The organism is Streptomyces rugosispiralis (genome assembly GCF_024505145.1).
Lineage (GTDB): Bacteria > Actinomycetota > Actinomycetes > Streptomycetales > Streptomycetaceae > Streptomyces > Streptomyces rugosispiralis.
In genome coordinates this window covers 24382-49818 of the sequence record NZ_JANIAA010000009.1, presented here as the reverse complement: position 1 = coordinate 49818, position 25437 = coordinate 24382, and the positions used below count along the sequence as shown (strand labels likewise).

Below are 25437 nucleotides of genomic sequence, written 5' to 3'. Positions count from 1 at the left end.
CTTGACTTCACCCTTCTCGCACGGCCATCCGGCCGCTAGCATCGGATGACGCACGCATGGGAGCGCTCCCAAATACCCTCGCCCGCATGGCCCTCATGGCTCACTACCCCCACGTCCGGAGAGGAAGTTCCCGTGCGCAGCAACGGCAGAAGACCGGTCGGCGCGCTCATGGCCGCGCTGGCGCTCGTCGGCGGATTACTCACCGCGGCGGCCTCCCCCGCCGCGGCCCGCCCCGAAGCCGCCCCCGCCCGGGGCACCGCCCAGGCCGACGCCTACACCTGGAAGAACGTCCGCGTGGACGGCGGCGGCTTCGTCCCCGGCATCGTCTTCAACCGCAAGGAGAAGAACCTCGCCTACGCCCGCACCGACATCGGCGGGGCGTACCGCTGGGACCAGTCCGGCAAGCGATGGGTGCCGCTGCTGGACTCGCTGGACTGGGACCACTGGGGCTGGACCGGGGTGGTGAGCCTGGCCAGCGACTCGGTGGATCCCAACAAGGTCTATGTGGCGGCCGGTACGTACACCAACAGCTGGGACCCGGGCAACGGTGCGATCCTCCGCTCGTCCAACCGGGGCGCGAGCTGGCAGTCCACCACCCTCCCCTTCAAGCTGGGCGGCAATATGCCCGGCCGCGGCATGGGTGAGCGGCTGGCGGTGGACCCGAACCGGAACAGCGTGCTCTATCTCGGCGCGCCGAGCGGCAATGGGCTGTGGCGCTCGACCGACTCCGGTGTCACCTGGTCGAAGGTGACGTCCTTCCCCAACCCCGGCACATACGTCCAGGACGCGAGCGACACCAGCGGCTATCTGAGCGACAACCAGGGCGTGGTGTGGGTGACCTTCGACGAGCGCACCGGCTCCGCCGGCAGCGCCACGAAGACCGTCTACGTGGGCGTGGCGGACAAGGACAACACCGTCTACCGCTCGACGGACGCGGGCGCCACCTGGTCGCGGGTGGCCGGGCAGCCGACCGGCTATCTCTCCCACAAGGGTGTCCTGGACGCCAAGAACGGCTATCTGTACGTCACCACCAGCGACAAGGGCGGCCCGTACGACGGGGAGAAGGGCCAGGTGTGGCGGTACACCACGGCCACCGGGGAGTGGAAGAACATCAGCCCCATGGCGGACGCCGACACCTACTTCGGCTACAGCGGGCTCACGGTGGACCGCCAGAAGCCCGGCACGCTGATGGTGACCGGCTACAGCTCCTGGTGGCCGGACACCCAGATCTTCCGCTCCACCGACTCCGGCGCCACCTGGACCCGGGCCTGGGACTTCACCAGCTACCCGAACCGGTCCTTCCGCTACACCCAGGACGTCAGTGCCGTCCCCTGGCTGACCTTCGGCACCAACCCCACCCCGCCCGAAGTCACCCCGAAGCTGGGGTGGATGACCGAGGCGCTGGAGATCGACCCGTTCGACTCCAACCGGATGATGTACGGCACGGGGGCGACGGTCTACGGCACGGAGAACCTCGGAAACTGGGACACGGGCGGCAAAATCGCCATCACGCCCATGGTCAGGGGCCTGGAGGAGACGGCGGTCAACGATCTGGCCAGCCCGCCCACCGGCGCCCCGCTGCTCAGCGCGCTCGGTGACATCGGGGGCTTCCGGCACACCGATCTCGACGCGGTGCCGGCGAGGATGTACACCTCGCCGACGTTCACCACGACCACCAGCCTGGACTACGCCGAGACCAGTCCGAACACCGTGGTCCGAGTGGGCAACAACGACTCCGCGCCACGGATCGCCTTCTCGACCGACAACGGCGCCAACTGGTTCCAGGGCAGCGAGCCGTCCGGGGTCACCGGCGGTGGCACGGTGGCCGCGGCGGCCGACGGCAGCGGCTTCGTCTGGGCCCCGGAGGGCACCTCGGCCGTCTACCACACCACCGGTTTCGGCAACTCCTGGTCGGCGTCGAACGGCATCCCGGCCGGGGCGGTCGTGGAGTCCGACCGTAAGAACCCCAAGAAGTTCTACGGCTTCAAGGCGGGCACCTTCTACGTCTCCACCGACGGCGGCGCCACCTTCACCGCCAGGGCGTCCGCCGGGCTGCCGGCCGACGGCCCGGTGCGGTTCAAGGCGCTGCCGGGCGCCGAGGGCGACATCTGGCTCGCGGGCGGCAGCACCGGCGGGGCGTACGGGCTGTGGCACTCCACGGACTCCGGCGCGACCTTCACCAAGCTGAGCGGTGTCCAGCAGGCGGACACCATCGGCTTCGGGAAGGCGGCGCCGGGCGCCTCGTACCAGGCGCTCTACACCAGCGCGAAAATCGGCGGGGTACGCGGCATCTTCCGCTCCACGGACGCCGGGGCGAGCTGGACCCGGATCAACGACGACGCCCATCAGTGGGGCTGGACGGGCGGCTCCATCACCGGCGACCCACGGGTCTACGGACGGGTCTACCTGGCCACCAACGGGCGCGGCATCCTGCGCGGCGACATCTCCTGACGGCGGGGGCGGGCCGGGGCCGGATTTCCGGCCCCGGCCCGCCCCCTACCGATAACCGGAGGGTAACGTCTGGGGCGACAGGGGGACGACACAACGGACAGTTGGACCAGCGAAAGGCACGATGTGACCGACATCGAACGCGTCGGAGTGGTGGGCTGTGGCCAGATGGGCGCGGGCATCGCGGAGGTGTGCGCCCGATCCGGCCTGGACGTCATGGTCGCGGAGACCACGGGCGAGGCCCTGGAGATAGGGCGTACCCGGCTGACCAACTCCCTCGGGAAGGCCGCCGAGCGCGGCAAGATCACCGAGGAGCAGCGCGACGCGACGCTGGACCGGCTGAGCTTCACCACCGATCTGGGGGAATTCGCCGACCGTGATCTGGTGATCGAGGCGGTCGTCGAGAACGAGCAGGTCAAGACGGAGATCTTCCAGGTCCTCGACCAGGTGGTGACCCGCCCGGACGCGATCCTCGCCTCCAACACCTCGTCCATCCCGCTGGTCAAGCTGGCCGTCGCCACCTCCCGCCCGGACCAGGTGATCGGCATCCACTTCTTCAACCCGGCGCCGGTGCAGGCGCTGGTGGAGCTGATCCCGGCGCTCACCACCGGTGACGAGACCATCAAGCGCTCCGAGGCGCTGGTCGGCGACATCCTGGGCAAGCACGCCATCCGCGCCCAGGACCGCGCGGGGTTCGTGGTCAACGCGCTGCTCATCCCGTATCTGCTGTCCGCCATCCGGATGTTCGAGTCCGGGATCGCCAGCCGCGAGGACATCGACAACGGCATGGAGCTGGGCTGCGCCCATCCGATGGGCCCGCTGAAGCTGTCCGATCTGATCGGCCTGGACACCATCGTGGCGATCGCCGACTCGATGTACGAGGAGTACAAGGAGCCGCTGTACGCCGCTCCCCCGCTGCTGCTGCGGATGGTGGACGCGGGCCGCATGGGACGCAAGACGGGCTCGGGCTTCTACACGTACTGAGCGGGCACGCGGCTCGTTCTGGATGACGGCGGTGCTGACCGGATCGTTCCGTCACCGGCCCCGATCGTGTCTGGTCGGTGGCGTTCGTCCCTGGTCAGACTGGGGACCATGAAGCGAGCGCTGATCGTCATCGATGTCCAGGAATCCTTCCGCGCCCTCCCGTCCTGGGAGCGGATCGCCAACCCGAAGATCGCGGATCCGGTCAACCGGCTGGTCCGCCTCGCCCGTGCCGAGGGGGACCAGGTGATCTGGGTGCTGCACACCGAGCCCGGCAGCGGGGGCGCGTTCGACCCGGAGCAGGGGCACATCCGGCCGCTGGAAGAGCTGGAGCGGCCGGCTCCGGGTGAGCCGGTCCTCCACAAGACCGCGCACAACGCGTTCACCACCACCCGGCTCCAGCGGCTGCTGACCGAGGCGGGCGTGCGCGAGCTGGTGGTCTGCGGGATCCGCACCGAGCAGTGCGTGGAGACCACCGCCCGGGTCGGTAGCGATCTGGGGTACGGGGTCGTGTTCGTCACCGACGCCACCACCACCCATCCGCTCGGCGCGCTGAGCGCCGAGGCGATCGTGGAGCGTACGGAGGCGGTGCTGCGCGACCGGTTCGCGCGCATCGCCACGGTGGCCGAGCTGGAGGCGGAGCCGGGAGCCTCCACGGTATGAGCCGGGTGGTGTTCGTGCTGGTGCCCGGGGTCCATCTGCTCGACCTGGCCGGACCGGCGCAGGTCTTCGGCACGGCGGCGGAACTCGGGCTGCCCTACGAACTCTGCTACGTGGCCGACCGGGAGCTGGTCCCCAGCGCCCAGGGTCTGACGCTCAACGCGCGGACCGAGTGGCCCACGACGGGCCCGGACGACCTGGTCGTGGTGCCGGGCCGACGCACCTCGCCGCCGTACGACGGCCGGGCTCCCGGTCCGGAGTCGCCGGCGCGGCTGTGCGCCCACCACGCGGCCGGGTCCACTGTGGCCAGCGTATGCGCCGGGGCGCTGGCGCTGGGACGGGCGGGGCTGCTGGACGGCCGCCGGTGCACCACCCACCATGAGCTGCAGGACGAACTGGCGGCCCGGCACCCCCGGGCGACGGTGGTCCGGGATGTGCTGTTCACCACCGACGACCGGGTCGTGACCTCGGCGGGCATCGCCAGCGGTATCGATCTGGCGCTGCATCTGCTGGCCGTGCGGCACGGACCGGCGCTCGCCGCCCAAGTGGCCCGGAACATGGTCATCTACGCCCGCCGCAACGGCGAAGAGCCGCAGGCCAGCGCGATGCTGCGGCACCGCGCCCATCTGGACGACGTGGTCCACCGGGTCCAGGACGTCATCGACACGCGGTTCACCGAACCGCTGTCGCCGGCGCGGCTGGCCGTCGGGGCGGGGGTCAGCGAACGTACCCTCACCCGGCTGTTCACCCGCGCCACCGGCGGGCTCACCCCGCTGTGCTACCAGCAGACGCTGCGGCTGGAGCGCGCGGAGCATCTGATCGGCCAGGGCTCGACGGTGGCGGCCGCGGCTCGGGAGGTGGGGTTCGACGACGCGCGGATGCTGCGCCGCCTCCGGGCGCGGGCGCTCTGACCTCGTTCCCGCCGGATCGTCAGTCGGAGGCGTCGAGGTCGTGGCCGGCGTCGGCGCCGAGGACGCCGTCCAGCTCGGAGATCTCCCCGACCAGCCGGAGGACGTCCCCGGTGCCCTCGAGGGCGAGCACCACCTCGGCGACGCCCGTATCGGAGGGCCGGGCCTCCTCCTCGGCCCGGACGATCCGGGCGGTGCGGTCCCGGCCCTTCCACGGCGCCCGGTCCACCCGGACCCGCAGCACCTTGTACCCGGCGGCCGTGCACAGCTCCAGCACCCGCGGCAGCAGCCCGGCGCCCACCCGGTACGAGAGCTGCAACTCCACCCGCTCGGCGGACCAGACGGTCGGCAGCCGCCGGGTGAGCACCGGATAGCCCCGGATCACCAGGAAGTGCACCGCGGTGGCGGCGGTGGCCAGCAGGGCCAGACCACCGCCGCAGGCCATGCCCACCGCACAGGTCAGCCAGACGGTCGCGGCGGTGGTCAGACCGCGGACGGCGTCCCGCCGGACGAAGATCAGGCCGCCGCCGATGAAGCCGATACCGGAGACGATCTGCGCCGCCACCCGCGAGGGGTCGAGGCTGACGTGGTCGCGGAGCAGCACATCGGCGAAGCCGTACTGGGAGACCTGCATGAACAGCGCGCTGCCCACCCCCACCAGGGTGTGGGTGCGCAGCCCGGCGCTCTTCTGCTGCACCGCCCTCTCGAGCCCGATCAGGGTGGACAGCACCAGCGCTACGCCGAGCTCGGCGAACTGCCGCACTCCCTGGTCGGCACCGAATTCCCACATCGGAGCGGCGATCAGTTGCACATCCGTCCCTTCTGTCCGGCCTGTGGATGGATCCGCTCCATCCGGTCCGCCCGCCCCTCACGGTCCCTTCCCTCGACCGCGGTCCCCCATGAGTACCCGTTGAGTACCCGCTGAGTACCGCCTTTCGCACGGGGTGTGCGCCGGTGACTCACACACCATCCCCACACACGCTCCCGCACCACCTGGGCATGCGCTTGACTCGGAGCGTCACCACTGCATGGACGTTACATCCGGAAGGGGATCAACCTGTGACCACCGAGCCCGAGCAAACCGCGTTAGCCGTGGAGCTCGCGGAACTGCGCCGGACCGTCGAAGTGGGCTTCACCCGCGTCGACGGCCGGCTCGCCCTGCTCGACCACCGCGGAGAGCAGGCTGAGGAGGACGTGAACCAACTGGGCGGTCGGCTGCGGATTCTGGAGCACGGACGCTGGCCGCTGCCCTCCATCGCCGCCCTGACCGGGGTATCCGCCCTGGCCGTCACGGTATGGCAGGCGGCGGGACACTAGCCAGGACGCCCGGCGGCCCGGCCTATCCGAGCCTGATGTGGTGGAGCAGCAGCAGCGCGGCCGCCATATTGGCCGCGGGCACCTCGCCCCGCGCCACCAGGTCGGGCACCAGCTTCAGCGGCACCCACTCGCGGCGGTCCGACTCGAAGTCGTCCTCCGGGTGACCGACGTACGACGCCTCCTCGGCCCAGTAGATGTGGTGCCGTGCGTCGGTGAGCCCGTTGGACGGCTCGACGGAGAGCAGATGGCGCAGCGGGCCGGGCCGCCAGCCGGTCTCCTCCTCCATCTCCCGGGCCGCGGCGTCGGCGATGTCCTCGCCGTCCTCGACGACGCCCGCGGCCAGCTCCCAGCCCCAGGCGTCGGTGATGAACCGGTGCCGCCACAGCAGCAGCACCTCGTTGGCCGCGTTCACCGCGGTGGCCACGGCCACCGGACGCAGCCGGATCAGATAGTGATCGAGTTGACGTCCGTCGGGGAGCCGGACATCGGCGAGGTTGACCCGGAACCATCGGTTCTCGTACACGGTCCGCTCCCTGAGATTCTTCCAGCGCACTGTCAGCCACCTTTCGTCGCACGGGAGGCCATCCTGGGCCACCCGCTGACGAGAGTGCGGACCCGCGAGCGGAACCGCGGTCACAGAGGAACGCGCAGTGCCCCGTCGATGAGTTCGGCGGCCTCGGCCGTCGCGGCGCTTCCGCTGGCCGCGAGGTGTTCCCGTACCGCCCGGAGCCGGTCGCGTAACCGCTGGGACTCCATGCCCCGGGCCCGCTCGGTCATCTCCACCGCGGTGGCGCCCGCCCGGTCCGCCTCGCCCTGGCGCAGCTCGATATGGGTGAGCATGGCGAGCCGGTGCACCCGGCCCCGGTCATGGGCGGGGGTGCCGACCGCGGCGGTGGCGTGCTCGCGGGCGCCGCCGAGATCGCCGAGGCTCAGCAGCGCCTCGGCCACCTGGACGTTCACCAGACCCGGCTGGACATAGCCGGTCTCGTCGGGCTCCTGGCCCGGTCTGATCCGGTCGGCGGCGGTCTCGGCGCGCCGGATGCAGGACAGCGCCCCGGCGCCGTCGCCGAGCCGGGCGTACGCCTTGGCCTGCATGGCGTAGAGGTCGGCGGCGAGCGCGGGGGTGATCTGGGAACCCGCGGCGCGCAGCGCCGACTCGGCGAAGGCGACCGCCTGCCGGTACTCCTTCATGAAGAGGGACTGGTTGACCAGCAGCGCTATCACATACGCGCCCAGGCCCCGGTCGCCGCTGGCCTTGGCGAGCCGCAGCGCCTGGTGGAAGTAGCGCTGGGCCAGGCCGTGGGTGTTGGAGTCGTACGCGCAGATCCCGGCGATGGCCACCAGGCCGCCGGTCGCCCGGTGCAGCTGGCGGCCGGTGTCGTCGGCGTACGCGCCGCGCAGCAGCGGCGCCGCCTCGGAGTTGAGGAACCCCACCACCCGGGTCCGGGTCGCGACACCGCCGGCCTTGCGGTACATCTGCTCGTAGTGGGCGCGGGCGGCGCGCAGCGTCTCGATGTCGGTCATGCTGACGCGGGTCAGCCCGCGCCGGGAGACATCGGAGTCCTCGGGAGGGTTCTCCCACTCCCACACCGGGATGACGGCGGGGGTGCCGGTGACCGCCGGGGCCTCGACGACATGCGGGCGCTGCTGTTCGTCGGAGCGCCACAGCGCGGTGGCGCGCTCGACGAATCCGGAGAGCGAGGTGGCGGGGCCGCGGGCGCTGCCGGGGGTGCCGAGGCCGATGTCGTCCAGGGTGAGGGCGCGGTGCAGCCGCTCGCCCAGCACCTCGCAGATGAGGTCGGGCACCTGGCCGCGCGGCCGCTGGCCCTTCAGCCACCGGGCCACCGCGGTGTGTTCGTACCGCAGCTTCATCCCCCGGGCCCGGCCCGCCTCGTTGACGTGCGCGGCCAGCCCCGCGTGGGAGACTCCGGCCTCGTCGAGCACGGAGTCGAGCAGTGTGTTGGGCTCCATCTCGCCCTCCCGAAGCGCTCGGTGGCGCCAGCGTAATGGAGGACGATTCGCACGGGGTGTGAACCGGATGGCCGTACCAGGCGGCCCTAGGCCCGGTGGGCGTCGGCGGCGGGGCGGGTGAGAGCGGTGGGGCTGGAGAGCGGGCAGTGGTCGTAGCGCAGGGCGAGCAGCGCCACGTCGTCGGAGAGCCGACCGCCGGTGTGGTGCAGCAGCGCCGAACGCACCCCCGCCACGACCGCCGCGGGGACGAGCGGTCCGGCGCCCGCGGCCTCGGACAGGGCGCGGCGCAGCGGGAAGAACGTGCCCTGGGCGTCGCGGGCGTCCTCGGCGCCGTCAGTGTGCAGCACCAGGGTGTCGCCGGTCGCCAGGGAGCCCCAGCGGGCGGTGGGGAGTTCGGCGGGGAGCGGGAAGAGGCCCAGCGGGGGCAGCACCTCGCCGGGCGCGGTCTGCCGGGCCAGGGCCGGGCCCACGGGCTGTTCGCGGAGGCGGTACGGCCACGGGTGGCCGCAGTTGAGCGCGGTGACCTCACCGTCCCGGCCCACATCCAGCAGCAGGACGGTCACGAACTCCTCGTCCACATGGCTGTCCAGCGGGCACTCCCCGTCGGCGCGGGCCCGCAGATGGCGCTCCAGGGCACGGTCGAGCCGGCGCAGCACGCCGCCGAGCCGGGGTTCCTCATGGGCGGCCTCGCGGAAGCTGCCGAGGACGGCGGCCACGGTGCCGATCGCGGCGAGGCCGTGCCCGCGCACATCGCCGATGATGACGCGGACGCCGTACGGGGTGGCCAGCGCCTCGTAGAGATCGCCGCCGACGGCGGCGCCCCGGCTGGCCGACAGATGGCCGCCCGCCAGCTCGATGCCGTCCAGCCGGGCCGGGAGCGGCCGCAGCACCACGTCCTGCGCCGCGGCGGCCACCGCCCGGAGCTCCTCCAGCTCGCGGACCAGCCGCATCTTGCGGCCCGCCGCGAGATAGCCGCCGACGACCACACCGAGGATGGCGCAGCAGGTGACCAGTGGTGCGTGCGGCTCCTCCACCTCGCCGTCGGGCTCCAGCGCGGTCGGAGGGGCGAGGGCGAACAGCAGGCTGGCGCCGCCGAGCAGCAGAACACATACGCGGCGGCCGCCGCTCGCGCAGGCGATGGCGGGCGCCGCGGCGATGAGCGGGACGACCTCGGTGTGGTGCGGGGTCAGCAGCTCCCAGCAGATGACGCCGAGCACCCACAGACAGGGGACGGCGCGGGCGGTCACCCGCAGGCTCCGTGCCCTCCGTACGAACGCGCCGCCGACTGCCGCTGTCCCGATCATGTGTCGCCCCCAACGCCGGCCAATGAGGCGGTCGGCCGGGCCACGGACGGTCGGTCCCGCGTGGGCCGTGCGACCGGCACGATTCTTGCGACAGCTTCTGCCAATTGGACCAGTCGCCTCCGCATCTCACCTGATCGGGTGACCGTCCCCCGCGCGCCCGCCCGAACACCCCGCCGTGCCGCGGACGGATGTCGGCTGTTTGCCGTTGACCGGGGGACGGGGGTTGGGGGCTACGGCGGGGCCGTGGCCCCCAAGCCCGCCCGGAAGGCCGACGGCGCCCGCCAGGGACCGACGGACCGTGACGCCTGCGGCGGGCTGTTCCCCTCCCCGCCCCTTCCCGTCGGCATCGATATGCGGCTCCGCCACGTGGGGGCCCCGCCCCAGACCCCGAACCGGGCTCCGCCGCACAGCGGGGCCCCGCCACACACCAGGGGCTCCGGGGTCCAGGGGCGGAGCCCCTGGTTACGAGAAGGGGCGGGGAGAGGAAAGCACCCCGCCCGCGGCGCGGCGTGGCGCGTGCGTCCGCCGTCCCGGGGCCGGGGTACGGCGGAGGGGCGCACCCGTTGTGTGCGGGCGCGCCCCTCCGTGGTGGCGCGGGGCGGGTGCCGTCAGGCTCCGCGCAGGGTGGCGCCCGTGCGGGCGGCGGCCGCCGACACCGCGGCGTCGCGGGACGCGGCGATCTCCTCGGCGGTCAGCGTGCGGTCCGGGGCGCGGAAGCGCAGCGCGTAGGCCAGCGACTTCCTGCCCGCGCCGAGCTGGTCTCCGGTGAAGACGTCGAACAGGCGGAGGGATTCGAGCAGTTCCCCCGCGCCCTCCCGCAGCGCCGTCTCGACCTCGGCCGCGGGCACGGACCCGTCCACGACCAGCGCGACGTCCTGGGTGGCCACCGGGAAGGTGGAGACATGGGGCGCCTCCACGCGGCCGGCGCCGGCCTGCTCAAGACGGTCGAGCTCGATCTCCATCGCGCAGGTGCGCTCGGGCAGCCCCAGGGCCTTGGTGACCCGGGGGTGGAGTTCACCGGCGTTGCCGACGAGGATCTCCTCGCCGTCGACGACGGCCAGCAGCGCGGCGCAGCGGCCCGGGTGCCACGGGTCCTGCTGGTCCTGGCGGACGATCAGCTCGGCGCCCGCCTCGCGGGCCACGACCCGGCCCGCCTCGATGGCGTCGGCCCAGCTCACCGGGGTGCCCTCGCCCCACCAGCCGGCCTGCTCGCGGTCGCCCGCGAGGACGACGGCGGCGCGGCGCGGCTGGTGCGGCAGCGCCGCGTCGAGCCCGGCGATCTGCTCGTCGGTGGGACGGCGGTCGACGGGCAGGATGGCCGCGGGCGGCTCGTCACCGGTGGCGCGGAAGACCAGACCCGTCTCGAAGAGCGCGAGGTCGTGCTCGCCGCGGCCGACGTTGCGGCGCAGCGCGCCGAGCAGTCCGGGCAGCAGCGTCGTACGGAGCGCGGGCTCGGTGTCCGACAGCGGGTTGACCAGCCGGACCAGATCGCGCCGCGGATCGTCGGCGGCCAGCCCGAACTGGTCGAGGACCTCGTCGCCGAGGAACGGGTAGTTCAGCGCCTCGACGTATCCGGCCCCGGCCAGCGCCCGGCCGACCCGGCGGTGCAGCCGCTGACGCTCGGTCAGCCCACGCCCGGCGGGGGGCCGGGGCAGGGTCGAGGGGAGGTTCTCGTACCCCTCGAGCCGGATGACCTCCTCGGCCAGGTCGTTGGGGTCGGTGAGGTCGGGCCGCCAGCTGGGCACGGTGACGGTGAGGTCGTCGGCGCCGTAGACATCACAGCCGATCTGCTGCAGCCGGCGCACCACGGTCTCGCGGCCGTAGGCCACCCCCGCGACCTTGTCCGGGTGGTCGGCGGGCAGCGTGATGGTGTGCGGGGCGCTGGGCGCGATGATCTCGGTGACGCCCACCTCGGCGGTGCCGCCCGCGAGCAGCACCAGCAGATCGACGGTGCGCTGCGCCGCCGCCGAGGTGGCCTCCGGGTCGACACCGCGCTCGAACCGCTTGGACGCCTCGGAGGACAGCTTGTGGCGGCGGGCGGTACGGGCCACCGAGACGGGGGCGAAGTGCGCCGCCTCGACGACCACCTCGGTGGTGCCCGCCACCTGGCCGGACTCGGGGTCGGCGGCGGTGTCCGCGATCTCGGTGTTGGCGCCGCCCATGACACCGGCGAGGCCGATGGGCCCGCTCTCGTCGGTGATGACGAGGTCCTCGGCGTCCAGGACGCGCTGGGTGCCGTCGAGGGTGGTGAGCTTCTCGCCGGGCTGCGCGCGGCGCACCCCGATCGCCCCGGTGATCCGGGAGCGGTCGTAGGCGTGCAGCGGCTGGCCCAGTTCGAGCATCACGTAGTTGGTGACGTCGACGGCGAGCGAGACCGGGCGCATCCCGGCCTTCTGGAGCCGGCGCCGGAGCCAGATCGGGGAGTGCGCCTCGGGGTCGAGCCCGGTGACGGTGCGCGCGGTGAAGCGGTCGCAGCCGACCGGGTCGGCGACCTTGACCGGGTAGCCGTGGCCGTTGGGCGCGGGCACGTCGAGGAGGGCCGGGTCGCTCAGCGGCAGCTGGTAGGCGGTCGCGGTCTCGCGGGCGACGCCGCGCATCGACAGGCAGTAGCCCCGGTCCGGGGTGACGGCGATGTCCAGGACCTCGTCGACCAGTTGCAGCAGCTCGATGGCGTCGGTGCCCGGCTCGTACTCCGGCGGCAGCACGATGATGCCGTCGTGGTCGTCGGACATGCCCAGCTCGCTCGCGGAGCAGATCATGCCCTCGGAGGTCTTGCCGTACGTCTTGCGCGCGGAGATCGCGAATCCACCGGGCAGCTCGGCGCCGGGGAGCACGACGACGACCTTGTCGCCCTCGCGGAAGTTCCGGGCGCCGCAGACGATGTTCTGCGGCTCACCGGTGCCGTTGGCATCGCCGACGTCCACCTGGCAGTAGCGGATGGGCTTCTTGAACCCCTCCAGCTCCTCGATGGCCAGCACCCGGCCGACCACCAGCGGGCCCTTGAGCCCGGCGCCGAGCTGCTCGACCGTCTCGACCTCGAGCCCGGCGGCGACGAGTTTGGCCTGTACGTCACGGCCGGTCTCACCGGCGGGCAGGTCGACGTACTCCCGCAGCCAAGAAAGCGGGACCCGCATCAGATCTCCATCCCGAAGGGCCGGGTGAAGCGCACATCACCCTCGACCATGTCTCGCATGTCTTCCACGTTGTGCCGGAACATCAGCATCCGCTCGATGCCGAAGCCGAAGGCGAAGCCGCTGTACTTCTCCGGGTCGAGCCCGCAGGCGATGAGCACCCGCGGGTTGACCATCCCGCAGCCGCCCAGCTCGATCCAGCCCTCGCTGGAGCAGGTGCGGCAGGGCCGGTCCGGGTTGCCGACGGACTCGCCGCGGCACACGTAGCACAGCATGTCCATCTCGGCGGACGGCTCGGTGAACGGGAAGAAGTTCGGCCGCAGCCGGGTGGACATGCCCTCGCCGAACAGCGCCCGCACCATGTGGTCGAGCGTGCCCTTGAGGTCGGCCATGGTCAGGCCCTCGTCGATGGCCAGCAGCTCGACCTGGTGGAAGACGGGGGTGTGGGTGGCGTCCAGCTCATCGGTGCGGAAGGTGCGGCCCGGACAGATCACATAGATGGGCGGCTTCCGGTCGATCATCGACCGGATCTGCACCGGCGAGGTGTGGGTGCGCAGCACCACACCGGAGGTCTCGCCCTCCTCCGCGCCCTGGACGAAGAACGTGTCCTGCATCTCGCGGGCGGGGTGGTCGGGCGGGAAGTTGAGCGCGTCGAAGTTGAACCACTCGGCCTCGACCTCGGGGCCCTCGGCGACCTCGTAGCCCATCGCCACGAAGACGTCCTCGATGCGCTCGGAGAGCGTGGTGATCGGGTGGCGGGCGCCGGCCGGGGTGCGGTCGTACGGCAGGGTGACATCCACCGCCTCCTCGACCAGCACCCGGGCGTCACGCTCCGCCTCCAGCTCCTCCTGCCGGGCCTTCAGCGCCTGGTTGACCTGGCCGCGGGCCTGGCCGACGCGCTTGCCCGCGTCCGCCTTGGCGTGCGGCGGCAGGGCGCCGATCTCGCGGTTGGCGAGCGCCAGCGGCGAGCGGTCGCCGGTGTGGGCGACCTTCACCTCGCGCAGCGCCTCGAGGTCCCCGGCGGCGGCGATGGCGGCGAGCGCCTCGTCCCGCCTGCGGGCGATCTCTTCCGGTTTCAGTGCCTCGACCTCGACAGGGTCGTACGACTTATTGGGTGCCGACATCTCTTCCCGTGCTTCCGATTGTCCCCCAGCTACCGCTGGGAGGTGCCCCCCGGCTGCGCGACCCCGGCTCGACTGGCTGCGACCGCTGCGCCCCGTGCAGGGGACGCCAAAGGTGCCAAAGCCCGAGTCTAAGGGGCGCGGGAGGGGTGCTGTTCCGGGGGACGCCGCGCGACGGCCGCCGCGCTCGGGGTCCGCCCCGTGCTGGAGAAGCCCGCGGGTGGATCAGGCCAGATAGGCCGGGGTGCCCACGGGCAGGATAAATCGAAACTCCGCGCCGCCGCCGCGGGCCCGGTCGACGGTGATCGTGCCGCCGTGGGCCTCGACGATGCCCTTGACGATGTAGAGGCCCAGGCCGGTGCCGCCGCGCTTGCTGCCCCGCCAGAAGCGGGTGAAGACGCGGCTCATCGACTCCTCCGGGATACCGGGGCCCTCGTCGCTCACGGTGACGGCGGTCCTTTCGACAGTGGGGCCTTCAGCGAGGCCCTCCCTGGGGCCTTCTTCAGGGCCTTCCGCGACCGGTTTGGCCGGTGCGGGCGCTATGTCAATGGTGACGGTTCCCTCGCCGTGGCGCACCGCGTTTTCCAGCAGGTTGCCCAGCACCTGATCGATCTTGTCCGGATCGGCCCACAGCCTGGGCAGCGGGCCCCGCACCCTGATCAGGAACCGCTCGGCGGTGTGCCCGGCCGCGGTGAGCGCCTGCACATGGCGGCGGACCGCGGCGGCGAGGTCCACCGGCTGGCGGCGCACCTCCAGCCGGCCGGAGTCGATCCGCGAGATGTCCAGCAGCTCGGCGATCAGCCGGGTGACCCGGTTGGCGTCGGCGTCGACGGTCTCCAGCATCAGCCGCTTCTGGTCGTCGGTGAACCGCTCCCACTTGGCCAGCAGCGTGGCCGTGAACCCCTTCACGGACGTCAGCGGCGAGCGCAGCTCATGGGCGACGGTCGCGATCAGCTCGGCATGGCTGCGCTCGGTGCGACGGCGGGCCTCGGTGCCGCGCAGACAGACCACCACCCGGCGCACCGGCCCGGTCGGCCGCTCGCGCACATAGCGGGCCGAGACCAGCACCTCACGGCCGCCCGGCAGCAGCAGGTTCCGCTCGGGCTGACCGGCCCGGATGGCCAGCCCTCCGTAGGGATCGGTCAGCGCCCACCAGCGCCGGCCGTCCAGGTCCTCTAACGGCAGGGCCACCTCGAGACGGCGGCCGAGCGCGTCCGCGGGGTCGGTGGCGGTGATCCGGGCCGCGGCCGCGTTGAAGCACGTGACCAGGCCGGTCTCGTCGGCCACGACCAGGCCGTCGGGCAGATCGTCGGGGTGCGGCCCGAGGGCGTCCGGCGCGCCGCCGGGCCCCTCGTCCTGCCTGTCGTCGTGCCGTTCGCCCAGCTCCTCGCCGGGCGGCTCCGCTCCGGGCGCATGGGCTTCGGCCGCCCTGGCGCCGGAGGTCCTGACGTCCATCCCCACACCCCCTCTCGGGTCCCCTCCCAGAGGGGGCAACCCTACTAGGTCGATGTGACGGAGCGGCACCCTGCGGGAGCGCGCTGCGCACGAGCGGAGGCATAGAGGCACACGGCGGCGGCCGTGGCGAGGTTGAGGCTCTCGGCCCTGCCGTGAATCGGAACGCGCACCACCTCGTCCGCGAGTGCGCGGGTAGCCTCCGGCAGGCCCCATGCCTCATTGCCGAAGATCCAGGCGGTGGGGGCGCCCAGCAGCCCGTCGTCCAGCTCGGAGTCCAGGTCCCGCTCCCCCGCCCCGTCCGCGGCCAGCACCCGCGCCCCGGCCTCCCGCAGCCCGCTCACCGCGCGCTCGACGGGTACGCCGACGGCGACGGGGAGATGGAAGAGCGAGCCGACGGAGGCGCGTACGGCCTTGGGGTTGTACGGGTCCACGGAGGCGTCCGTCAGCACGACCGCGTCCGCCCCGGCGGCGTCGGCGCACCGCAGCACGGTGCCGGCGTTGCCGGGGTCGCGGACATTGGCGAGCACGGCGACGAGCTTCGGCCGGGCGGCCAGGATCTCCTCGAACGGCGAGTCCAGGAAGCGGCACAGCCCGACGATGCCCTGTGGGGTGACCGTGTCGGACATCTCCGCGACGACGTCGTCGGTCGCGGAGAACACGGGGATGCCCGCGGCGCGGGCGGCGTCCAGGATCGGCCGATGGCGCTCGGCGGCCTCGGGGGTGGCGTACACCTCCACGAGATGCGCGATGGCCTCCCGTACGGCCTGCGGCCCCTCGACGATGAACCGCCGCTCCTTGCCGCGGAAGCTGCGCTTGGCCAGCCGCCGGGCGGCGGTGACGCGTGGCGATCGCAGGGACGTCAATTCGGGGATCGCCATGGGGTGCGCTTTCTCGTGTGGTGTGTTGGTTGCGCGGGCCGGGGATCAGCAACGGGCCCGGTCGCGACGCCCCGCGAGCCCCGGTGGGGCAGCGCCGCGCCCGGCCGCGGGCATCGTCCCGGGGGCGGATCCCCCACCCCGCCCCTCCCCGAACCGGAGGCAAGCCCCCGGCCCCCCGGGAAAGGCAGCGGCGTACCCGGCCGCGGGCATCATCTCGCGGAGCGGATTCCCCTACCCCGCCCCTTCCCGAAACCGGGGGACAGGCCCCGGGCCCCCGGAGAGGCAGCGGGTTGTCCGTCCCGCAGGGCGGAACGCCCCCCGTTGTGGGCAATCGTCCCGCGGAGGGGGCACCTCCCAGCGGTAGCGGGGGGAGGGACGGGTGGGCACAACCCGGCCACCGGCCCGCACCCGGCGACGAACCCCCAGGGGGCACAGCTCGCGCCACCGGGCCGCGCCCGGAAACGAGACCCCCGGGGGCACCGACGTGCGCGGACCCGCAGGTGATGCGTTCACCTGCGGGTCCACTCGGCAAAGCTCAGCGCAGCGGTTACGCGGCCTTCGGCGCGTTCACATCGCTCGGCAGCGCCTTCTGCGCAGCCTCCACCAGCGCCGCGAACGCGTTCGCGTCGTTGACCGCGAGGTCCGCCAGAATCTTGCGGTCGACCTCGATGTTCGCGGCCTTCAGACCCTGGATGAAGCGGTTGTACGTCATGCCATTGGCGCGGGCAGCGGCGTTGATGCGCTGGATCCACAGCTGGCGGAAGTCGCCCTTGCGCTTCTTGCGGTCGTTGTAGTTGTAGACCAGAGAGTGGGTGACCTGCTCCTTGGCCTTGCGGTACAGGCGGGAGCGCTGGCCCCGGTAGCCGCTGGCCTGCTCGAGGATCGCCCGGCGCTTCTTGTGGGCGTTGACTGCCCGCTTGACGCGTGCCACTTGTTAACTCCTTGTACGGGGCCGCGGGTGACTCACGCGGCCCGGAAACGAATAGGTCCCGGTGGGTCCCGGTCTGGCGCTCGCCTCACCCCGCCGGAGCGGGGCGGGGGCGTCACTTGCCGAGAAGCTTCTTGATCTTCTTGGCGTCGGCAGGGGCCATCTCGACCTTTCCGGCCAGGCGGCGCGTCAGCGTGGACGGCTTGTGCTCGAGAAGGTGGCGGCGACCGGCGCGCTGGCGCACCACCTTGCCGGAGCCGGTGAGCTTGAATCGCTTGCTGGCACCGCTGTGCGTCTTGTTCTTCGGCATGTCGCCGTTCTCTCCTCGTCAGGGCGCTGTCCGGGCGACCGCGGGCGCGGGGGTGACCGCGGTCCGGGCGTCCGGAAGCGTCATGTGTTTCGGTTGGTCCCCGGGGCCATACGGCTCCGGGTGGGCGGTCGAGGCTCACGCCTCGCCCATCACGCCTCGGCGGGCTCCTCAGCGGGGCTGTCCGTCTGCTGGCGCTCCGCCTTGCGGGCTGCCTGCGCCTCACGGGCTTCGGCCATCGCCTCGGTCTTCTTCTTGTGCGGACCGAGAACCATGATCATGTTGCGCCCGTCCTGCTTGGGGTTGGACTCCACGAAGCCCAGCTCCTGGACGTCCTCAGCGAGCCGCTGCAACAGGCGATAGCCCAGCTCGGGCCGGGACTGCTCACGGCCACGGAACATGATCGTGATCTTGACCTTGTCGCCCTGCTTGAGGAACCGGACGACGTGACCCTTCTTGGTGTCGTAGTCGTGCGGGTCGATCTTCGGCCGGAGCTTCATCTCCTTGATGACCGTGTGCGCCTGGTTCTTGCGCGCCTCACGGGCCTTCATGGCCGACTCGTATTTGAACTTTCCGTAGTCCATGAGCTTGCAGACCGGCGGACGGGCGGTCGCCGCCACCTCGACCAGGTCGAGGTCGTACTCCTGCGCAAGCTCCAGGGCCTTGGCAAGCGGCACAATGCCGACCTGCTCGCCACTGGGACCGACGAGTCGCACCTCGGGGACGCGAATCCGGTCGTTGATGCGGGGCTCGGCGCTGATGGATCCTCCTCGGTTACACCACGCGACCGCCTGGCGGACTGCCGCGTAAGTCTGTTTCGGTTGAGACCACCGCGCCGTGGCGCACAAAACGCCCCGGACGGTACACAGGCGGGGCTCCTCATTGACCGGGAGCACCGCCGCGATATCACCGCGGGGCGCAGCCTGACCGATGACCTGCCGACCCGGGGGGTCGGGAGGTGGGAGCTGGGGAGCCTCCACTTGTGGGCCGGACACACAGGTGACCAGCCGGTCGTTTATCTACGATACCAGCACCCGCGCGGGATGCTCACCCGCTGCGCCTCCGGCATCCGCCGTTCCCCCGGTCCCCGGACTCCCGGCTTCCCCCGTCCCTCTCGTTCCTGTGAACTCACCCGCCCCGTGCGTACGGCGCCGGGCGGACGCCTAGGCTGGGGCACACCGTCCATCAGGAAGTGAGCCCGTACCACCATGACCGACGCCAACGCCGGGCAGCCGCCGGCCCCCGACTTCGACCGGTTGACCCGGGACATCGCGGATGTGCCCGCCGTCGAGGTGATCACCACGGTCGCGGTGCACCTGATGAGCGCCGCCGCGGTCAACCTCGGACTGGCCGAGGAGGGCCCCCAGCACAAGGACCTGGACGAGGCGCGGAAACTGATCAACGCCCTGGCGGGGCTGATCACGGCCAGCGCCACGGAGATCAGCTCCTTCCACGCCGCTCCGCTGCGGGACGGCTTGAAGTCGCTCCAGCTCGCCTTCCGCGAGGCGTCGGTGGTGCCGGACGAGCCGGGGCAGGGACCCGGCGAGAAGTTCACCGGCCCGGTCTTCGGCTGACGGCTGCCGTCTCCGGCCGACCGGCTACGGTCTTCGGCCGACCGGCTGCCGTCTTCGGCCGACCGGCTGCCGTCTTCGGCCGACCGGCTGCCCCCTTACGGCCGGGCCCCCGGCAGCGGCTCAGGCCGCCTCCGGGCCCTTGGTCTCCGGGCCCTTGGTCTCCGGGCCGCCCGCCTCGGGGCGGTGGCCGCCGCGCATGCGTCCCCACGGCCCGGTCGCCGGGGGCGGATGCGCCTCCTCCTGCTCGGCCCGGCCCGCCGGATGTTGATGGGTGAACCGGTGCACCACGGCGGCGAGCACCCCGCCGACCAGCGGTGCCACGATGAACAGCCACAGCTGGCCCAGTGCGTCGCCGCCCGCGAAGATCGCGGGGCCGAAGCTGCGTGCCGGATTGACCGAGGCCCAGGTCAGCGGGATGCCGATCAGGTTGGCCGCGGCGTAGGCGAGGCCCACCGGGACCGGTTCTGCGCCGACCATCGGCACCGCGTGGGTCACCGTGAGGAAGACGAAGACCAGCAGGAAGGTCAGCAGCACCTCGGCGAGGAAGGCCCCGCCCGCGCCCATGCCCACCGGTGAGCGGCCGCCGTAGCCGTTGCTGCCGAAGGCGCCGGCCGTCTGGAGCCGGGGCACCTGGTTGGCGAGCAGGAACAGAATCGCCGCGCCCACGATCGCGCCCACGAACTGCGCGACCCAGTACTGGACGGCCGTACGGATGTCGATGCGCCTGGCCAGCAGCACACCGAGGGTCACCGCCGGGTTGACGTGGCAGCCCGAGATGCGCCCGAACGCAAAGGCGATCGCGATCAGCGTGAAGCCGAAGGCGAGCGAGATCCCGAGGGCGTTGATGTAGTCGCCCGCCAGGACCAGCGAGCCGACTCCGAAGAGGACCAGCATCGCGGTCCCGATGAACTCCGCTACGACCGTTCTCGTCTCCATGGCGCTCTCCTCACGCAGATTCCGACCGCCAGTCGCCTAAGCATTGTGGGGGGAATCGGGAGGATTCGCCTGTTGTCCGAATGGGGAGGGCCGGGCCCGGTCCTCAGCGGGTGAAGAGCGGTTCGCCGGGGACCTTCGCGTCCGGCGGCAGCAGTGCCAGGGTCAGCCCGCGCACCAGCCGCGCCCGCAGCACCTCGTCGGCGGCCAGGGCGCCCGCCACCCGGTGCGCCGTCTCGCGCGCCCGCGCCTCCGGCGCCAGGGCGAGCGCGAGCATCCCGTCGGCGTCCGCCGCCGGGGCCAGATGAGCCCGGAGCACCTCCGGTTCGGCGGCCAGCACGGTGCGCACCGCCTCGGTCACGGCCGGGTCGGCGAGCGGATCGGCGCTGGTCCGCCCCTCGGCGAGGGCGAGCAGGGCGGGACCGGTCAGCTGGTACGGCACCGGACCCGCGAGGTCCAGCACCAGGGTGTCCGCCTTCTCATGGGCGGTGGCCTGCAGCGCCTGGCGCAGCGGTACGGCCACGGGCCGGGCGTCCGGGCGCCAGCGGGCCAGTGTCTCGAGCGAGGTGAACGCGGGCAGCGCGCGTCGGCCGTCGGGGGCCTGGAGCGTGGGCACCGCCATGTCGCTGGTCTTGTCGCGGCGCAGCCCGCCCGCCCGTCGCCCACCACCACCCTCAACGGACGCTTCGCGCGGCTTGGATTCCACTTCCTCGGCCTCACCGAGGATCGCCACCACGGGGACGAGCAGGCGGGCTTCGGTGAGCGCGGCGAGCACCTCCGGTTCGGCCGAGCGGTCATCGGCCCAGGCGGCGAGGGCCGCGGTCAGCCGAGGGTCGGCTGAGCCGTCGTCGCCGGAGAAGCCGGGGTCGGGAATGTTCTTGAGCGCCACGCCTTGAGGGTATCGAGAGCGCGGAGACCGAGATCCCCCGCACCCCCACCCGGGGCGGGGCGGCAGTGAAGGAGACGGCGTGGAACGCGTGACCGACGGCGGCCCGGCCCCGTCCGCCCAGTCCCTCCCGGGCGGGCTGAGCGGCGCGCTCGCCGAGCGGCTCGCGCCCCTGGCGGCGGGCTCCACCGCGGACTTCTCGGTCGCGATCCTGGAACCCGGGTCCGGAACGAGCGGGTCCCATGGCGACGGTTCGTACGCCACGGCGAGCGTCATCAAGGTCGGCATCCTCGCGGCGCTGCTGCTCGGGGCGCAGGACGAGGGGCGGCGGCTGACCGCCCAGGAGCGTTCGTACGCGGGCGTGATGATCGAGAAGAGCGACAACGACGCGGCCACGGCGCTGTGGGGGACGATCGGCGGGGCGAACGGCCTCGAGGCCGCGCTGGGACGGCTCGGGCTGACCGCCACCCACGCCGACGACCGCGGACGCTGGGGTCTGACCCGCACCACCGCGGCCGACCAGCTGACCCTGCTGCGCGCGGTCTTCCTGGACGGCTCCCCGCTCAGCGCGCACTCGCAGGCGTATCTGCGGACGCTGATGGGCCGCGTCACCGCGGGTCAGAGTTGGGGCATCGGGTCCGCCGCGGACGGCACCGGCGCCGCGCCGCGACTCAAGAACGGCTGGATGCCCCGCGATGCCACCGGCCTGTGGGTCATCAACAGCATCGGCGAGGTGACGGTGAACGGTCGGCCCTGTCTGGTCGCGGTGCTGTCCGAGGGCCATGCCGACCGGGAGAGCGGGGTGGCGCTGGTGGAAGAGGTGGCACGAACGGCCGTGTCGACGACCGCCGCCTGCGCATCGCGATAGACGGCCGGCGGCCCCGCGCCGACGACGCGACGGGCGCCGCTCAGCGCGTACGCGCCCCCGTCAGCAACGCTCGCAGCCGCCGGGGCACCCGTAGCGGGCCCGAGCCGCGCCACAGGGACACCGCGGCGACCACCAGGGCTGTGCCCGCGAGGCCGGCGAGGAGGGCCATCCGGTTGGGGCCGGAGCCGTCGTGGGCGCCCTGGGTGTGGCCGGGGCCGTCGCCGAAGTAGCGGTTCGGGGAGGCGGCCGCCGCGGGGCGCTGGGCCTCGGGCTTCAGCTTGTCGCCCGCGGTGATCGCCGCCGCCGGGTTCACCAGGCCCGCGCCGAGGTCGTCGCTGCGGCCGCCCTCGGGGGCGTCCTGGGCGGTCCGGGTGAGGAGCCCGCGGATCTGGCGCGGGCTCAGGTCGGGGTGGGCGGCGCGGACGAGGGCGACGGAGCCGGAGACGAAGGCGGCGGCCGCGCTGGTGCCCCAGCCCTCGTAGTAGCGCTTGTCGGGGTCGGCGATGACCACGTCGACGCCGGGTGCGCTGACGGTGGCGTACCAGCGGCGGGTGGAGAAGGCGGCGCGGGAGCCGTAGCGGTCCACGGCGGTCACGGCGATCACCCCGGGGTAGGCGGCCGGGTAGGAGACCCGGTCGCCCTTCTCACCGCCGTTGCCCGCGGAGGCGACCACGACCGCGCCCTTGCGCAGCGCGTACTGCACGGCGGCGTCCTCGGCGGCCTCGGGGTGGGCGGAGGCGCTGTCGTCGCCGAGCGAGAGGTTGATGACGTCGGCGCCGTGGTCGGCCGCCCAGCGGATCCCGGCGGCGAGCGCGCCGCCACGGGTCGAGCGGGCCTTCTTACGGTCGGGGTCCGAGTCCTCGAGGATCACCCGCACCGGCAGGATCCGGGCCTTCGGGGCGACGCCCAGGACGCCCTCGCCGCCGGAGGCGCCGTGGCCGTGCCCGGCGATGATCCCGGCCATGGCGGTGCCGTGGCGGGCCCAGGCGCGCTCGCCGCGCCGGGCGCCGAAGCCGATGAGGTCCTTCCCCGGCTCCACCTGGCCCGCGAGGTCCGGGTGGCCGTCGTCGACGCCCGTGTCGAGGACGGCGACGGTGATCCCGGAGCCCTTGGTGGTCTGCCATGCCTCGCGGACGTGGAGGGTGTCCAGCGCCCACTCCTGGGCCTGTATGCCGTCGGCGTATCCGGGCGCGGCGGGCACCAGGGTCAGCCCGGCGGCGGCGAGGGCCACGACGAGGCGCCGCCCGAACCCGGTCATGACGTGGTCTCCGTGAACGTGGCCAGGGCCCGGCGGAATCCGGGCTCGATCGCGTCGGCGATGCCCCGGGCGTCGTTGCCGAGACCGGACTGCGCGGGGGCCGAGGTGGCGCCGCGCTGGGTCGCCTCGCCCGCCGACTCCGGGTCGGTGACCTCACGGCCGTCGGCGAAGCCGGTGACGGTGTAGATGACGGCGGGGGCGTCGGTGAGGATCCGGATCCGCCAGCTGGCGCGCTGGTCGTCGCCGAAACCGGCGGCGGCGGTGCCCTTGGCCGCGTAGGCGCGCGGCATCAGATCGGTGCGCTCGTCCAGCTTCTCGGCCACGAAGCGCTGCCGCAGCGCCCGCATGCCGGTGGGTCCCGATGTGGTGATCAGCACGCCGACGGTGGTGACGCTGGTGCTGGTGGCGTCGGTGTACGTGGCGCGCACCAGCCGTTCGCAGCCCACCGGGGCCAGCGCCTTGGCGAGCAGCGGATCGAATCCGCCGCCACAGCTGCTGTCGGGGGCCACGGCTATCCGGGTCCAGACGCGGTCGGCGCCGCCGGGGCCCTCGCCCTTGCCGCGCAGGGTGCGCGGGAAGAGGTCGTCCACGGGGATGCTGTGCCAGGCGGAGCGGGCGTGGGCATAGGTGTCGGCGGTGGACGGCGGGGCGCCGGGGTCGTCGCCCAGCCAGCTTCCGGCCGCCGCCCCGCCGAGCAGCCCGAGGCCGAGGACGAGACTCGCGGCGGCGGCCGCCGTACGGCTGGGGGGACGGCGTCGGCCGCCCAGCCCGCCGTCCGCGAAGAGCGCGCCGTCCGCGAACAGCCCCCCGGCGCGCGGTGGCGCGGAGGGGCGCGGCGGTGCCGAGGGCTGCGGGGGCACTCCGGTGCCGGGCGCCCCGGCGGTGGCTCTGGAGAACGGCGTCTTCGCCCGTACGCCGAGGACGGGGGTCTCCGGATCCGGGGTGAACCGGGGCGCGTTGGCGGGGCGCGGAGGGTGCGCGGAGGGCCGCTCGGGCGCCGTGCGCGGGGGTTGTGCGGGGCGTGGTGGGGGCGTGCCGTGGGGTGAGTGCGCCTGTTCCGCGTCGGTGCTCACCTGCACCCCCTCGCACCCGTCGAGACCTGCTTCACCTGGCTCCGTCCGGTTCGCCGCGCCACCGCACCGCCTTTCGGGCAGGCGGGCCCGTATACGGACAACACGCCGCTGACCTGCCGGTCGTAGCGTGCGCGACACTCTACGGCCAGCCGGGGGCCCTGCGCACCGGCCGCCCTCTACCCAGTGGTAATAGCGGTCTGGCAAGCTGCGTCCATGTCCGCTGCCGCCGCTGACCGGGCCCGGTACGACCGGGCCACCGCCCATCTCGAAGCGCCCGTGGCGATTGTCGACCTGGGAGCCTTCGACGACAACGCACGGGATCTGGTCCATCGGGCGGGAGGCAAACCGATCCGCGTGGCCAGCAAATCCGTGCGCTGCCGCGCGCTGTTGGAGCGGGCGCTCGCGCGCGACGGCTTCGCGGGGATCATGAGCTTCACGCTCCCGGAGTCGCTGTGGCTGGCCCGCGAGGGGTTCGACGACGTGCTGCTCGCCTACCCCTCCGCCGACCGGGACGGCTTCGCCACCCTCACCGGCGACCCCAAGCTGGCCGAGGCCGTGACCGTGATGGTGGACGACCTCTCCCATCTCGATCTGATCGACAGCGTTCGTGCCGGGACCGAAGAGGTCCGGGTCTGCCTGGAATTGGACACCTCGCTGCGGATGCTCGGCGGGAAGGTGCGGGTCGGGGCGCTGCGCTCACCGCTGCGCGAACCGGAGCAACTGGCCGCCCTGGCGCGGGCGATCGCCGACCGCCCCGGCTTCCGGCTGGTCGGGCTGATGGCGTACGAGGGGCATGTGGCGGGCGTGGGCGACGCGGTGCCCGGGAGCCCGCTGCGCTCGCGCGCCATCCGGCTGATGCAGTCCGTCGCGCGCCGGGAGCTCGCGGTGCGCCGGGCCGCGGCCGTACGGGCGGTGCGGGCCGTGGCGGACCTGGAGTTCGTCAACGGCGGCGGTACGGGCAGTGTGCAGCACACCGCCGCGGAGGACGCGGTGACCGAGATCGCCGCCGGATCCGGGCTCTACCAGCCGCGGCTGTTCGACCACTACACCTCCTTCCGCGGCCGCCCGGCGGCCCTGTTCGCCCAGCCGGTGGTGCGCCGCCCCGGGGTGGGCGTGGTGACGGTGCTCGGCGGCGGCTATCCGGCGTCGGGCGCGGCGGGCCGGGACCGGCTGCCGGTGCCGTATCTGCCGGAGGGGCTCGCGTACGACTCGATGGAGGGGCCGGGCGAGGTGCAGACTCCGCTGCTGGGCACGGCCGCCGACGATCTGCTGATCGGCGACAAGGTGTGGTTCCGGCACGCCAAGGCCGGTGAGCTGTGCGAGCGGTTCGACACGCTGCGGCTGATCGAGGGGGACCGGGTGGTGGCCGAGGTGCCGACGTACCGGGGCGAGGGCAGGACGTTCCTGTGACCGATACTTTTCGAGCAACGACCGGA

23 protein-coding genes are annotated in these 25437 nt (G+C 73.0%); 8 read left to right on the top strand and 15 right to left on the bottom strand.

The features are described 5' to 3' along the window. Nucleotides 1-132 precede the first annotated feature (132 nt). The 4 genes from NP777_RS16755 (at nt 133) to NP777_RS16740 (ending at nt 5000) form a co-directional block, all read left to right on the top strand. Complete coding sequence (locus NP777_RS16755) at nt 133-2451, top strand: xyloglucanase (protein ID WP_391858527.1); 2319 nt, start codon at nt 133-135, stop codon at nt 2449-2451. A 123-nt stretch (nt 2452-2574) separates the two neighbouring features. Continuing rightward, on the top strand, nt 2575-3432 hold the full coding sequence (locus tag NP777_RS16750) for a 3-hydroxybutyryl-CoA dehydrogenase (RefSeq protein WP_256650958.1): 858 nt from the start codon (nt 2575-2577) through the stop codon (nt 3430-3432). A gap of 108 nt (nt 3433-3540) precedes the next feature. Beyond that, nucleotides 3541-4092 (top strand): cysteine hydrolase family protein, encoded by a 552-nt coding sequence (locus NP777_RS16745; protein ID WP_256650957.1) that lies wholly within the window; start codon nt 3541-3543, stop codon nt 4090-4092. Beyond that, complete coding sequence (locus NP777_RS16740; RefSeq protein ID WP_256650956.1) at nt 4089-5000, top strand: GlxA family transcriptional regulator; 912 nt, start codon at nt 4089-4091, stop codon at nt 4998-5000. Before NP777_RS16745 ends, NP777_RS16740 begins: the two co-directional genes overlap by 4 nt. A gap of 19 nt (nt 5001-5019) precedes the next feature. On the opposite strand, the gene NP777_RS16735 is transcribed toward NP777_RS16740, so the two are convergent. Beyond that, nucleotides 5020-5787 (bottom strand): MgtC/SapB family protein, encoded by a 768-nt coding sequence (locus tag NP777_RS16735; protein ID WP_305889853.1) that lies wholly within the window; start codon nt 5785-5787, stop codon nt 5020-5022. Between the two features lie 269 nt (nt 5788-6056). Between NP777_RS16735 and NP777_RS16730 the strand changes: the two genes are divergently transcribed. Further along, nucleotides 6057-6314 carry a hypothetical protein gene (locus tag NP777_RS16730; RefSeq protein WP_256650954.1) on the top strand — a complete coding sequence of 86 codons (258 nt, stop codon included), beginning with the start codon at nt 6057-6059 and terminating at the stop codon, nt 6312-6314. 22 nt (nt 6315-6336) lie between these two features. On the opposite strand, the gene NP777_RS16725 is transcribed toward NP777_RS16730, so the two are convergent. The 10 genes from NP777_RS16725 to infC all read right to left on the bottom strand — a co-directional run bounded on the left by NP777_RS16725 (nt 6337) and on the right by infC (nt 18170). Further along, nucleotides 6337-6867, bottom strand: coding sequence for an NUDIX hydrolase (locus NP777_RS16725; protein ID WP_044568677.1), 531 nt, complete (start codon nt 6865-6867; stop codon nt 6337-6339). A gap of 80 nt (nt 6868-6947) precedes the next feature. Continuing rightward, nucleotides 6948-8285 (bottom strand): transcriptional regulator, encoded by a 1338-nt coding sequence (locus NP777_RS16720; protein WP_086885177.1) that lies wholly within the window; start codon nt 8283-8285, stop codon nt 6948-6950. A gap of 86 nt (nt 8286-8371) precedes the next feature. Beyond that, nucleotides 8372-9532, bottom strand: coding sequence for a PP2C family protein-serine/threonine phosphatase (locus NP777_RS16715; protein WP_256650953.1), 1161 nt, complete (start codon nt 9530-9532; stop codon nt 8372-8374). A 665-nt stretch (nt 9533-10197) separates the two neighbouring features. Beyond that, the gene (gene pheT, locus NP777_RS16710; protein ID WP_256650952.1) at nt 10198-12723 is read right to left on the bottom strand and encodes a phenylalanine--tRNA ligase subunit beta; all 2526 of its coding nucleotides are present in this window, start codon (nt 12721-12723) and stop codon (nt 10198-10200) included. Then, a complete protein-coding gene (gene pheS / locus NP777_RS16705; RefSeq protein ID WP_256650951.1) occupies nt 12723-13844 on the bottom strand; it encodes a phenylalanine--tRNA ligase subunit alpha in 1122 nt (373 codons plus the stop codon). The genes pheT and pheS overlap by 1 nt, the downstream gene beginning before the upstream one ends. A 222-nt stretch (nt 13845-14066) precedes the next feature. Further along, nucleotides 14067-15296, bottom strand: a complete 1230-nt coding sequence (locus tag NP777_RS16700; protein WP_256650949.1) for a sensor histidine kinase — start codon at nt 15294-15296, stop codon at nt 14067-14069. Nucleotides 15297-15340: 44 nt separating this feature from the next. Further along, on the bottom strand, nt 15341-16174 hold the full coding sequence (locus NP777_RS16695) for a TrmH family RNA methyltransferase (RefSeq protein ID WP_256650948.1): 834 nt from the start codon (nt 16172-16174) through the stop codon (nt 15341-15343). A gap of 547 nt (nt 16175-16721) precedes the next feature. Next, complete coding sequence (gene rplT, locus NP777_RS16690) at nt 16722-17105, bottom strand: 50S ribosomal protein L20 (RefSeq protein WP_009713826.1); 384 nt, start codon at nt 17103-17105, stop codon at nt 16722-16724. Nucleotides 17106-17217: 112 nt separating this feature from the next. Beyond that, nucleotides 17218-17412 carry a 50S ribosomal protein L35 gene (gene rpmI / locus NP777_RS16685; RefSeq protein WP_020867203.1) on the bottom strand — a complete coding sequence of 65 codons (195 nt, stop codon included), beginning with the start codon at nt 17410-17412 and terminating at the stop codon, nt 17218-17220. A 149-nt stretch (nt 17413-17561) separates the two neighbouring features. Continuing rightward, nucleotides 17562-18170, bottom strand: a complete 609-nt coding sequence (gene infC / locus NP777_RS16680) for a translation initiation factor IF-3 (protein ID WP_256651136.1) — start codon at nt 18168-18170, stop codon at nt 17562-17564. A 447-nt stretch (nt 18171-18617) separates the two neighbouring features. On the opposite strand from infC, the gene NP777_RS16675 reads away from it, so the two are divergent. After that, nucleotides 18618-18983 carry a DUF1844 domain-containing protein gene (locus tag NP777_RS16675; RefSeq protein ID WP_256650947.1) on the top strand — a complete coding sequence of 122 codons (366 nt, stop codon included), beginning with the start codon at nt 18618-18620 and terminating at the stop codon, nt 18981-18983. A 120-nt stretch (nt 18984-19103) separates the two neighbouring features. On the opposite strand, the gene NP777_RS16670 is transcribed toward NP777_RS16675, so the two are convergent. Together NP777_RS16670 and NP777_RS16665 are read right to left on the bottom strand one after the other, a co-directional pair. Continuing rightward, complete coding sequence (locus NP777_RS16670) at nt 19104-19919, bottom strand: aquaporin (protein WP_256650946.1); 816 nt, start codon at nt 19917-19919, stop codon at nt 19104-19106. Between the two features lie 103 nt (nt 19920-20022). Further along, a complete protein-coding gene (locus NP777_RS16665) occupies nt 20023-20805 on the bottom strand; it encodes an SseB family protein (protein ID WP_256650945.1) in 783 nt (260 codons plus the stop codon). Between the two features lie 79 nt (nt 20806-20884). Here NP777_RS16665 and NP777_RS16660 point away from each other — a divergent pair, with 79 nt between their 5' ends. Beyond that, nucleotides 20885-21670 carry a serine hydrolase gene (locus tag NP777_RS16660; protein WP_308405140.1) on the top strand — a complete coding sequence of 262 codons (786 nt, stop codon included), beginning with the start codon at nt 20885-20887 and terminating at the stop codon, nt 21668-21670. Nucleotides 21671-21710: 40 nt separating this feature from the next. Here the strand turns inward: NP777_RS16660 and mycP are convergent, their stop codons facing one another. Then, entirely contained in the window at nt 21711-22928 is a 1218-nt protein-coding gene (gene mycP, locus NP777_RS16655) for a type VII secretion-associated serine protease mycosin (protein WP_256650944.1), read from the bottom strand. Further along, on the bottom strand, nt 22925-24001 hold the full coding sequence (locus NP777_RS16650) for a hypothetical protein (RefSeq protein ID WP_256650943.1): 1077 nt from the start codon (nt 23999-24001) through the stop codon (nt 22925-22927). The genes mycP and NP777_RS16650 overlap by 4 nt, the downstream gene beginning before the upstream one ends. Before the next feature lie 213 nt (nt 24002-24214). On the opposite strand from NP777_RS16650, the gene NP777_RS16645 reads away from it, so the two are divergent. Beyond that, a complete protein-coding gene (locus NP777_RS16645; protein ID WP_256650942.1) occupies nt 24215-25411 on the top strand; it encodes an amino acid deaminase/aldolase in 1197 nt (398 codons plus the stop codon). The last annotated feature ends 26 nt before the right edge of the window (nt 25412-25437 follow it).